The sequence below is a fragment of the Nocardia sp. NPDC060220 genome, from assembly GCF_042727815.1.
Classification (GTDB): domain Bacteria; phylum Actinomycetota; class Actinomycetes; order Mycobacteriales; family Mycobacteriaceae; genus Nocardia.
Map to the genome: position 1 here is coordinate 1 of NZ_JBHWZY010000219.1, position 8,921 is coordinate 8,921.

Below are 8,921 nucleotides of genomic sequence, written 5' to 3' on the forward strand. Positions count from 1 at the left end.
AATATGCACAGCACCAAGGAAACACCGGCACCGATGCCGGATGAACAGCCGGTTCCGGCGAACGATCCGGCAGCCGACACCGATCTGTGACAGACTCGATCAAAGCGCTAGCGGCCGCCGGACGGCCATGAACGAACGAACGATGGGTGCCCAGCTTGACGTCGCGATGGAACTGCTCATGACCGATCTGAGCGGCCTCGAACGGCGCGTGGCAGCCAATCGCGCCAACACCCGCAGCCAGCACGCCGACGACTACCTGCGCTTGGCCGGATCGCTGACCGAATTCGCCCAGGGTCTGCTCACGACCAGGGATGATCCGTCGGGGCGCGACCGCACGGCGGAGGCGCTGGAACCCGCGCAGGAAGCGGTGGCGATCCGGCTGCACTGGCTGGTCGGCGGGTACGTCTCCTACGAGTACGCGGGTGCGTTGCAGGACGCGTTGCGGTTGTTCGAGCAGGCGACGCGGCTGGTCGGGCACCGGCAGCTCGCGACCAACACCATTCGCAGCGCCTGTTCGGCGTATCGGCAGGTCGCGCAGGACTACCCGGATGTTTCGGCCATGTGCGCCGACGGGTTGTCCAAGTGCGGCGTGTGGTTGATGCGGCTCGATCACGACGCGGCGGTGGCGGCCAGTGAGTCGGCGGTCCGGATTCGGGCGGCGATGTACGCGCGCGCTTCCGAACAACCGGGCAAGTACCTGGCGAGTCTGAGCACTCTGCTGCGCACCCTGATGGTGGGGCGCTCACGTAAACAGGCCATCGCGACCTACCGCACCCTGTATTCCGAGGTGACCACCACCGCGAGCACGGCGAAACTGCGCGAAACCCGGGTCGAGGAGCTCGACCTCACGGTCAAGACCACGCAGGCGCTGGTGAAGCTGGGCGCACCGACCCTCGAACGCGCGGGACGGCTCACGCAGCAGCAGATCCTGTACCAGTCGGGTGGCGACCTGGCCACGATCGACGAGATCAATTGGCGGCTGGCCCTAGTGGGTCTCAAACCCCTTGCGGCAGGGGCGATGCCGGAGCCGCCGTCGCGACCGGTCGAGATCTCCGCGACCTACGGCGCGATCGCCGTCCGGTGCTCGGCGCCGGACGCGCTGGAGCAGGTACGCGCCGCGATCGTCGCCGCGTACGCCCAGGACGGCGCGAATCCGGTCGACGCGGGCCGCTTCGCCGGGGTGCACGACAAGCACTGGGGTGTCAAAGAACCCAAGACCAACCTCGAGACCGAGCTCGGCGCCGATGTGGTGCTCGTCGAAAAGTCCTCGGGCAGCTGGATTTCGGTGAAGAGTCTCAACTGGGAGATCGGCGCCCTCGGCAAACACCCACTCGCCGTGGCCCTCTCGATGAAATGGCCGGTCCTCACCGTCGCCACGATCGAGAAGATCTCCTACGAACTGTGCCTCTACGACAACGGCGTCGCCACCCAGTACGCCGCCCTCGGCAGGCCGGCGGGCCAGGCACCCCTCGATACCCCGCTGGCGCCCCTGGATTTCGCGACCCTGGCCGACTACGGCGCCGACTACGCCTCCGAAACCCAGGTCAGAGCCGCCTTCGGCAATGCCGAGATGTTCGCCAAGGTCACCGAGCTCCCCGGCGCGGGCATCCGCCAGTCCGCGGAGAAGGCCCCACTCACCGACTACGGCCCGAATATCCTCTTCTTCGGCAAGGATTGAATCGTCACCGCGAAAAGCCGCGGTGCCCAGCAGACCCGTGGTGATCGCACCGACAGATGAGTCGCCCCCCGAACGCCGCACAGCGCGGTCACCCGGCATGATCGGAGCTGTGCGAGTACTGCTGCAACGTGTGACCAGCGCCCAGGTGAGCGTCGACGATCAGGTCGTCGGCCGCATCGACCCGGCGGCGACGGGAGTCCCCCACGGCCTCCTCGCTCTCGTCGGCGCTACCCACACCGACACCGCGGCCAACGCGAAAGCTCTGGCCGACAAGGCTTATCGCCTGCGCATCCTCGACGGTGAACGCTCCGCCGCCGACCTGGACGCCCCCATCCTGGTGGTCAGTCAGTTCACCCTCTACGCCAACACCGCCAAGGGCCGGCGCCCGTCCTGGAACGCCGCCGCCCCCGGTTCCCTCGCCGAACCCCTCGTCGACACCTTCGCCGAGGCACTCCGCGAACTGGGCGCCACCGTCGCCACCGGAAAATTCGGCGCCCACATGCAGATCGAACTCACCAACGACGGCCCGGTCACCGTCCTGCTCGAAGGCTGACTACTTGTCGCCCGGCCGGTACGGGATGCCGTCGGCGGCGGGCGCGACAGCCTTTCCGATGAATCCGGCGACCACGACCAGGGTGACCACGTAGGGCAGCATGCCGAGGAATTCGGTGGGGATCGGGTTGCCCGGCATGGTGTTGAGGAAGCGTTGCAGGGCGCTGGAGAAACCGAACAGCAGGGCGGCCAGCAGCGCGCCGACCGGCTTCCAGCGGCCGACGATCATCACCGCCAGGGCCACGAAGCCGAGCGCCGCGGTCATATTCTTGCTGAAGGCCACATTGTTGGCGATGGTGAAGAAGGCGCCGCCGAAACCCGACAGGGCACCGGCACAGGTGACGTTCCAGAAGCGCAGGCGGTTCACGTCGATGCCCGCGGCGTCGGCCGCGGCCGGATGTTCGCCGACGGCGCGGGTGCGCAGGCCCCAGCGGGTCTGGAACAGCAGATACGACAGCCCGAACACGCAGGCCAGCGCCACATAGACGAACAGGTTCTGGTCGAACAGCACCGGCCCGAGCACCGGGATGCCGGTCAGGAAGCCGAGGCCGATGTCGTGGAGGAACCCGCCGATGCGCGGCACCGTGCTCGGCTGGTTGAGCGAATGGTCCATGCGCATGAGCCGTTCGAACAGGAAGCCGGTGAGCCCCAGCGCGAGCAGATTGAGGATGACACCGGTGACCAGCTGGTTCACCTCGAAGCGGGTCGCGAGCCAGGCCAGCAGCAGCGTCGACAGCATGCCGCTGATCACCGCGGCCACAATCCCGGCGTAGGGGCTGCCGGTGATCGAGGAGAACAGCACCGCGGTGAACGCGCCCGCCAGGAACTGGCCCTCGATGCCGAGGTTGATCACGCCCGACCGTTCACAGACCACGCCGGACAGCGCACCGAAGATGAACGGCAGCGCCAGGAACAGCGTCGACGCCAGCACGAACTCCACCGGGAAGCCGACGCCCGGCGTCACCACCCACGACAGCGCCGCGATCACCAGGGCCGCCACCGCGATGCCGACGATCGCCCCGTGCGCGCGCCGCGAGAGCGGCCGCGCCGCCAGCACCCCACCGAGCACCACGGTCACCACGCCAAGGATCAGCACGATCGTGAGAGTGTTGACGGTCCAGCCACTTTCGACGGTCTGATCCAATCGGAAGGTGGTCGTCCGCCCACCGTTGACGAACAGCAGCCCGAGAACGCCGAGACCGATGCCGAGCACGATGAGCACCACCCCGGCCACACCGTGCCTGGCTGATTCGGCCGTGACGACCGGTGACGCGGTGGTGGTACTCACCAGCCCCTCGCTTCCAGAGTGTTGAGACCACCGCGCGGTGTGCGCAGGTGCAGCAGGGTTTTCACCAGCGCGGGCGCGGCGACGAACAGCACGATCACCGCCTGCAACAGCGTGGACATCTCGACCGGAATGGCGGGCTGCATGTGCAACGTGCCCGATTTCAGCGCACCGAACAGCAGTGCGGCGGCGACGATACCGCCGGGATGCGCCCGCCCGAGCAGCGCGACGGTGATCCCGTCGAACCCGAATTCGGCGACCGTGCCCGGATTCACCGTGTACGGGTTGAGCCCCAACACCAGTGCGGCGCCGCCCAACCCGGCCAGCCCGCCCGACACCGCCATCGTGGTGACGAACGTGCGCCCGATATCGATACCCGCCGTTTCCGCCGCGTGCGTATTGGCACCGACCGCGCGGATCCGGTACCCGAAGGTGGATTTGCGCAGCAGCCACCAGATTCCGGCCGCGAGCGCCAGCCCGAGCAACAGCCCCGCGCTGACCCGCAGGCCCGAGCCCGCCCAGCCGAGCAGCCGGGGCAGTCGGCCGGAGAAGTCCACCTGCTTGGACACCAGTTCCTGCGAGGTCGTCGAGTGGATGAACGTGGTGCTCAACGCCCAGAGCAGAAAGTAAGTAGCGATATTGTTCAGCATGATCGACGAGATCACTTCGTGCGCACCGGTTTTGGCCTTGAGCACGCCGGGGATGGCGCCGAGCAGACCGCCCGCGAGCGCACCCGCGAGCAGGGCCAGCGGAACATGCAGCAAGGGCGGCAGGTCGAGCGCGAACCCGACCACCACGCCGCCGAGCAAGCCGAAGATGAACTGCCCGTGCCCGCCGATATTGAACAGTCCGGCCCGGAAGGCCAGGCCGACGGCGAGTCCGGTGAAGATCAGCGGGGTCGCGTAGGTGAGCGTCTCCGAGATCGGGCGCAGCACCTGGGCCAGGGTGGCGTCACCGTCGACATACTGCTGCACCCGCCCGAAGTCGATGATCGCGCCCTCGAACATGTCGCGATAGCCCGCGCTCACCGCCTGCCACGAGAAACTCAGCGCATCGGCGGGCCGGTTGAAGAAGTAGCCCCAGGCACCCCGCACCGCCGCGTCGGAGACGATGATCAGCAGGGCCCCGATCGCGAAGGCCAGCAACAACGAATAGATCGTCACCATCACGCTGTTGGCTTCGGTCAGGTACCCGATGAATGTGCGGCCGACGCCGCGCCTGTCCGGTTCACGCTCGCCGGGTGAGTCGATGTCCGGCTCGATGGTCGTACTCGGCATGGGTGTCCTCAGCTCGCGGGTGCTGGATCGGCGGGACGGTGGCCTGCCATCAGCTGACCGATGATCTCGCGCGGTGTGTCCGGGGCCAGGACGCCGACGATCTGCCCGTTGTGGATCACCGCGATGCGGTCGGACAGGGCCAGGATCTCGTCCAGCTCAGCGGAGATGAGCAGGACGGCGGTTCCCGTGTCGCGTTCGGCGACCAGACGGCGATGGATGAACTCGATCGCGCCGACATCCACTCCTCGCGTCGGTTGCGCGGCGACCAGAACCGAACGCGGCCTGGAGAATTCGCGCGCGATCACCACCTTCTGCTGATTGCCGCCCGACAGCGCCGACACCAGCTCCCCCGGCCCCCTGGTGCGGATGTCGAAATCGGCGATGGCCTTGTCGGCCAGCTTTCGTACCGCCGCCGCGTCGACCACGCCGCGATTCGACAGGGGTTTGTCGCGGTACTGGTTGAGGACGAGGTTCTCGGCGACGGTGAAATCGGCGGCCAGCCCGTCGCGGCCGCGATCCTCCGGGATGTAGCCGAGCCCGGCCACGATCCGCCGGTACGGGTTCCACCCGGTGACCGGGATACCGCCCATCTCGATCGAGCCGCTCTCGGGCGTGATGGTCCCGAGCACCGCCCTGGCCAGTTCGGTCTGCCCGTTGCCCTCGACCCCGGCCAACCCGACGATCTCACCGGCCCGCACAGCCAGACTCAGTCCGTCGAGCATCGGCGTCCCGCGCTCGCCCAGCACGGTCAGATCCTTGATGTCCAGGGCGATCTCGCCCGGCTGCGCCTGCGGTCGATCCACGGTCAGCACGACCGACCGCCCGACCATCGCCGCCGCCAACTCGGCCTCGCTGTCCTGCGGCGACGCCTCGGCCACGACCCGCCCACGCCGCAGAACGGTGATCGTGTCCGCGATCGCCTTCACCTCTTTGAGCTTGTGGCTGATGAAGATCACCGACATCCCCGAGGCCGTGAGATTGCGGATGATCCCGAGCAACTCGGCCACTTCGGGCGGGGTGAGCACCGCGGTCGGCTCGTCCAGGATCAGCAGATCGGTCCTGCCGGACAGCGCCTTCACGATCTCGACCCGCTGCTGCACACCGACCGGCAGGTCCTCGCAGACAGCGTCGGGATCCAGCGCCAGACCGTACCGCTCGGACACCTCGAGCACCGCCCGCCGCGCGGTCGCCCGGTCGAGGCCGCCCCGCTTGACGTGTTCGCGACCCAGCTGCACGTTGTCGGCGACACTGAACGGCCCGACGAGCTTGAAATGCTGATGCACCATGCCGATTCCGGCGGCGATGGCGTCGCCCGGCGATCGCAGCCGTACCGGCTCGCCGTCGATCAGGATCTGGCCGCTGGTCGGTTCGAGGATGCCGTACAGCATGTTCATCAGGGTCGACTTGCCCGCGCCGTTCTCGCCGAGGATCGCGTGCACCTGGCCGGGTTCGACCACCAGGTCGACGCTGTCGTCGGCGAGAAATGTTCCGAAGGCCTTGGTCAAGCCCTGTGCTTCGAGTCGCATGCGCCTGTCCTCTACAGCTTCGGGGCGGCCGGGGAATAGATCACGATCTTGCCGTCGACGATGTCGCGCCGAAGAGTGGTGAGCTCCCGCTTCAGCGGCTCCGGCACCTTCGCGTCGAAATCGTGGAACGGCGCGAGCCCGACCCCGGCATTACTCAGGGTGCCCACGTACCGTCCGTCTGTGACGCCGTCGCCGAAGGCATTGTCGATCGCCACCCGTACCGCGGCGGAGATGTCCTTCATCGAGGAGGACAACATGATGTCCTGGTACTCCGGAACCGCCTCGTAGCCATCGGAATCCACCCAGATCATGGAAACGTTCGACGAGTCCTGCACGGCGGAGGCCCCGCCCATGCCGACCGGTCCCGCGACCGGGTGGATCACGTCGGCGCCCTGGGCGATGAAGTTCTCGGTGAGCGAGCGGCCCGCGCTCGTATCGTCGAAATTGCCGGTGAACGAACCGTTCTGGTCCTCGACATCCCAGCCGAGCACAACGATCGCGGTCCCGTGCGCCGCGTTGTACCCGGCCACTCCGGCGGCGAACCCGTCCATGAAGATGGTCACCGCGGGGATCTGCATGCCGCCCCAGGTGGCGACCCGGCCGGTCTTGGACACTCCCGCCGCGAGATAGCCTGCCAGATAAGAGGATTGGGCGGCGTTGAACTCCATCGAGTAGACATTGTCCAGCTCGACGTGCGCGTCGACGATCGCGAAACGCTGATCGGGGTACTCCGCGGCCACCTGTGCCACCGCCTCGGCCATCAGGCCGCCGACGCCGATCACCAGATCGCAGTCGTCGTCGGCCGAGGCTCGCAGGTTGGGTTCGTAGTCGGCGGAACTGTTGGACTGGCGGTAGGAGCCGTAGACGCCGGGGTTGGCGTCGATCGCGGCTTTCACCCCGTTCCAGCCGGATTCGTTGAACGACTTGTCGTCGACGCCGCCCGCGTCGGTCACCATGCAGGTCTCGAAACCCGCGTTCGCGGTGCCGTAGGTGTTGCCCGATCCCGTATAGCGCGCGTCCGGCGGCGGCTCACCGCAGCCGACGAGCAAGGCCGAGGCCGCGCAACCGACGGCGACCAGCGCGATCCGGGATCTCATCACTCAGAGATACAGGATCGCGCAGGCGACCAGACAGATTAGAACGATTACTTCACCGAAAAGCCGTCGATGAACTACTCAGGGCGCAGCGTGAGAATGCGCGGCCCGTCCTCGGTGACGGCGACGCTGTGCTCCCAATGCGCTGCGCGCGTCCCGTCGGTGGTGACCACAGTCCAGTCGTCGTCGAGCGTCTTGGTCTCGGTGGTACCGAGCGTGAGCATCGGCTCGATCGCCAGCACCGACCCGACCACCAGGCGCGGGCCCTTACCGGGCGCGCCCTCGTTGGGCAGGAACGGATCCATGTGCATCTCGCGCCCGATGGCATGGCCACCGTAACCGTCGACGATGCCGTACTGCCTGCCGTGCGCCTGCTCGGCCGCGCGCGTACCCAGCTCGATGGCGTGCGAGACGTCGGTCAGCCGGTTGCCCGGCAGCATCGCCGCGATGCCGGTCTCCATGGAGAGCCTGGTGGCCTCGCTCAGCAGCTCATCGGCCTCGATGATGGTGCCGATGCCGAACGTCCACGCCGAGTCGCCGTGCCAGCCGTCGAGGATGGCGCCGCAGTCGATGGACACGAGATCGCCCTCGACGAGAATGTCACTCGCCGAGGGGATCCCGTGGACCACACGATCGTTGACCGAAGAACAGATCGAGCCGGGGAACCCGTGATAGCCCTTGAACGACGGGACAGCGCCCGCGTCGCGGATCGTCGCCTCGGCGACCTCGTCGAGCTCCAGCGTCGAGACGCCGGGCTTGGCCGCCGCGCGAACGGCGACCAGCGTCGCACCGACGATCGCGCCGGCCGCCTGCATGGCATCCAGCTCGCCCGCCGAACGGAACGGCACGACCTTCTTCTTACGGTTGAAGACCATCCGGCCTCAGTACTCCGATCCGCTGATTACTGACCGAGCGCCTTCAGCGCCCGCGCGTTGACCTCATCGACTTCGCCGATGCCGTCGACGGTCACGACCAGACCGTCGTAGTGCTCGAGCAGCGGCTCGGTTTCCTCACGGTAGACCCGCAGCCGGTTGCGGATGACGTCCTCGGTGTCGTCGGCGCGCCCACGGGCGAGCATGCGCTCGACCACGGTGTCCTCGGCGACCACGAAGCACAGCACCGCGTCGAGCGTGGTGCCGTTGTGCTCGAGGATCTTCTTCAACGCGTCGGCCTGATCGACCGTGCGCGGGTAACCGTCGAGCACGAAACCGTTCGCGGCGTCGGGCTCGCCGACACGCGCCTCGACCATGCGGTTGGTGACGTCGCTGGGGACCAGGTCGCCCGCGTCCATGTACTTCTGCGCCTCGCGACCGAGGGCGGTCTGCTGGCTGATATTCGCGCGGAAGAGGTCTCCGGTGGAGATGTGCGGAACGCCCAGCTTCTCTGACAGCAGGACGGCCTGAGTACCTTTGCCGGCACCCGGCGGACCGAGCAGAACAACTCTCACTTGAGGAACCCTAGGGGGCGAGCGTCAGGGGCGACTGGGTCGGTTCGGTGGCCGAGGGCGGC

General features: G+C 67.5%; 8 protein-coding genes. 2 read left to right on the forward strand and 6 right to left on the reverse strand.

All coding sequences use genetic code 11. The features are described from left to right. Window positions 1-142: 142 nt before the first annotated feature. Window positions 143-1,678, forward strand: a complete 1,536-nt coding sequence (locus ACFWF3_RS13905; RefSeq protein ID WP_378993642.1) for a hypothetical protein — start codon at window positions 143-145, stop codon at window positions 1,676-1,678. Between the two features lie 109 nt (window positions 1,679-1,787). Continuing rightward, on the forward strand, window positions 1,788-2,231 hold the full coding sequence (gene dtd, locus ACFWF3_RS13910) for a D-aminoacyl-tRNA deacylase (RefSeq protein WP_378993643.1): 444 nt from the start codon (window positions 1,788-1,790) through the stop codon (window positions 2,229-2,231). On the opposite strand, the gene ACFWF3_RS13915 is transcribed toward dtd, so the two are convergent. The 6 genes from ACFWF3_RS13915 to ACFWF3_RS13940 form a co-directional block, all read right to left on the reverse strand. Then, window positions 2,232-3,518: an ABC transporter permease gene (locus tag ACFWF3_RS13915; protein WP_379313963.1), complete on the reverse strand. Its 1,287-nt coding sequence runs from the start codon at window positions 3,516-3,518 to the stop codon at window positions 2,232-2,234. Then, a complete protein-coding gene (locus ACFWF3_RS13920; RefSeq protein ID WP_379313964.1) occupies window positions 3,515-4,792 on the reverse strand; it encodes an ABC transporter permease in 1,278 nt (425 codons plus the stop codon). The genes ACFWF3_RS13915 and ACFWF3_RS13920 overlap by 4 nt, the downstream gene beginning before the upstream one ends. Window positions 4,793-4,800: 8 nt before the next feature. Continuing rightward, window positions 4,801-6,318 carry an ABC transporter ATP-binding protein gene (locus ACFWF3_RS13925; RefSeq protein ID WP_379313965.1) on the reverse strand — a complete coding sequence of 506 codons (1,518 nt, stop codon included), beginning with the start codon at window positions 6,316-6,318 and terminating at the stop codon, window positions 4,801-4,803. An 11-nt stretch (window positions 6,319-6,329) separates the two neighbouring features. Continuing rightward, on the reverse strand, window positions 6,330-7,415 hold the full coding sequence (locus tag ACFWF3_RS13930; protein WP_379313966.1) for a BMP family protein: 1,086 nt from the start codon (window positions 7,413-7,415) through the stop codon (window positions 6,330-6,332). A gap of 74 nt (window positions 7,416-7,489) precedes the next feature. After that, window positions 7,490-8,287: a type I methionyl aminopeptidase gene (gene map, locus ACFWF3_RS13935; protein ID WP_378632268.1), complete on the reverse strand. Its 798-nt coding sequence runs from the start codon at window positions 8,285-8,287 to the stop codon at window positions 7,490-7,492. A 26-nt stretch (window positions 8,288-8,313) separates the two neighbouring features. Continuing rightward, window positions 8,314-8,859, reverse strand: a complete 546-nt coding sequence (locus ACFWF3_RS13940) for an adenylate kinase (protein ID WP_378632266.1) — start codon at window positions 8,857-8,859, stop codon at window positions 8,314-8,316. Window positions 8,860-8,921: the final 62 nt, after the last annotated feature.

Excerpts from the sequence above, each read along its gene's own strand:
- ACFWF3_RS13905 (WP_378993642.1), top strand. The coding sequence starts at position 143 with ATGGGTGCCCAGCTTGACGTCGCGATGGAACTGCTCATGACCGATCTG.
- ACFWF3_RS13920 (WP_379313964.1), bottom strand. The coding sequence starts at position 4,792 with ATGCCGAGTACGACCATCGAGCCGGACATCGACTCACCCGGCGAGCGT.
- ACFWF3_RS13925 (WP_379313965.1), bottom strand. The coding sequence starts at position 6,318 with ATGCGACTCGAAGCACAGGGCTTGACCAAGGCCTTCGGAACATTTCTC.
- ACFWF3_RS13930 (WP_379313966.1), bottom strand. The coding sequence starts at position 7,415 with ATGAGATCCCGGATCGCGCTGGTCGCCGTCGGTTGCGCGGCCTCGGCC.
- map (WP_378632268.1), bottom strand. The coding sequence starts at position 8,287 with ATGGTCTTCAACCGTAAGAAGAAGGTCGTGCCGTTCCGTTCGGCGGGC.